The organism is Oleiphilus sp. HI0066 (assembly GCF_001635725.1).
Map to the genome: position 1 here is coordinate 1 of NZ_LWFH01000804.1, position 2,340 is coordinate 2,340.

Annotated in this window: 1 protein-coding gene; it reads right to left on the reverse strand. The window is 47.9% G+C overall.

Annotation, left to right across the window (positions count from 1 at the left end; translation table 11 throughout):
- Positions 1-2,340, reverse strand: a 2,340-nt coding sequence (locus tag A3738_RS09585; protein ID WP_156504157.1) for a tandem-95 repeat protein, incomplete at both ends; no start/stop codon positions are given.

Sequence of the window (2,340 nt, forward strand, 5' to 3'; positions counted from 1 at the left end):
TAATATCGAGATCACCATTGAAGTTTGCAGCCGGTGTCAGGGTGAACGTCCCATCACCATTATCTGTAATCGTCAGTTCCGGATTGGCTGTCTGTAGATTCAACGCCGTGAGCGTATCACCATCCACATCACTCGCTTGCGCCAAGAGCTGTTCTTGGCTCAGTGTGATACTTCCATCCTCATCAATTGCATACGCCAAGTTACCTGAAACAGGGAAGTCATTCACAGGAACAACTACGATATTCGCTTGGGCCGTATCACTCGCACCCTCAGCATCTAACACAACCACATCGAGGACAATGTCACCATTGAAATTCTCATTCGGAATAAAACTAAAGGAGCCATCATCATTCTCACTCAGCGTTCCATCTGATCCTGAGTAGCTCACACCTTGCAGACTCACATCACCTTCAACGTCACTTGAATTCGCCAAAAGCTGTGCAGGTGTCAATGTAATTGTACCGTCCTCATTCATGCTGAAAGACGTATCCCCTGCAACTGGCGGGTCATTCACAGGAACAACTACAATATTCGCTTGGGCCGTATCGGTACCACCCTGACCATCAGACACGGTAAAGTCGACGGTGACATTACCATTGAAGTTCTCATTCGGTGCAAAGGTATATGTGTCATCTCCATTATCGGTGAAGATTCCATCCGTACCTGTGTATGTAACATCTGAGATACTCAGCGTATCACCATCAACATCCGACGCTCCCGCCAACAGATCCCCATCTGTAAGCGTGATCGTCCCGTCTTCGTTCATCTGGAAATTCTGATCCTGCGCGACCGGCAGATCATTCACTGGGTTCACTGTCAAATCGATATTGGCTGCAACTGTCGCTTCACCATCGAATACATCGAAACTAATATCGAGATCACCATTGAAGTTTGCAGCCGGTGTCAGGGTGAACGTCCCATCACCATTATCTGTAATCGTCAGTTCCGGATTGGCTGTCTGTAGATTCAACGCCGTGAGCGTATCACCATCCACATCACTCGCTTGCGCCAAGAGCTGTTCTTGGCTCAGTGTGATACTTCCATCCTCATCAATTGCATACGCCAAGTTACCTGAAACAGGGAAGTCGTTCACAGGAACAACTACGATATTCGCTTGGGCCGTATCACTCGCACCCTCAGCATCTAACACAACCACATCGAGGACAATGTCACCATTGAAATTCTCATTCGGAATAAAACTAAAGGAGCCATCATCATTCTCACTCAGCGTTCCATCTGATCCTGAGTAGCTCACACCTTGCAGACTCACATCACCTTCAACGTCACTTGAATTCGCCAAAAGCTGTGCAGGTGTCAATGTAATTGTACCGTCCTCATTCATGCTGAAAGACGTATCCCCTGCAACTGGCGGGTCATTCACAGGAACAACTACAATATTCGCTTGGGCCGTATCTGTACCACCCTGACCATCAGACACGGTAAAGTCGACGGTGACATTACCATTGAAGTTCTCATTCGGTGCAAAGGTATATGTGTCATCTCCATTATCGGTGAAGATTCCATCCGTACCTGTGTATGCAACATCTGAGATACTCAGCGTATCACCATCAACATCCGACGCTCCCGCCAACAGATCCCCATCTGTAAGCGTGATCGTCCCGTCTTCGTTCATCTGGAAATTCTGATCCTGCGCGACCGGCAGATCATTCACTGGGTTCACTGTCAAATCGATATTGGCTGCGACTGTCGCTTCACCATCGAATACATCGAAACTAATATCGAGATCACCATTGAAGTTTGCAGCCGGTGTCAGCGTGAACGTCCCATCACCATTATCTGTAATCGTCAGTTCCGGATTGGCTGTCTGTAGATTCAACGCCGTGAGCGTATCACCATCCACATCACTCGCTTGCGCCAAGAGCTGCTCTTGGCTCAGTGTGATACTTCCATCCTCATCAATTGCATACGCCAAGTTACCTGAAACTGGCGGGTCATTCACAGGAACAACTACGATATTCGCTTGGGCCGTATCGGTACCACCCTGACCATCAGACACGGTAAAGTCGACGGTGACATTACCATTGAAGTTCTCATTCGGTGCAAAGGTATATGTGTCATCTCCATTATCGGTGAAGATTCCATCCGTACCTGTGTATGTAACATCTGAGATACTCAGCGTATCACCATCAACATCCGACGCTCCCGCCAACAGATCCCCATCTGTAAGCGTGATCGTCCCGTCTTCGTTCATCTGGAAATTCTGATCCTGCGCGACCGGCAGATCATTCACTGGGTTCACTGTCAAATCGATATTGGCTGCAACTGTCGCTTCACCATCGAATACATCGAAACTAATATCGAGATCACCATTGAAGTTTG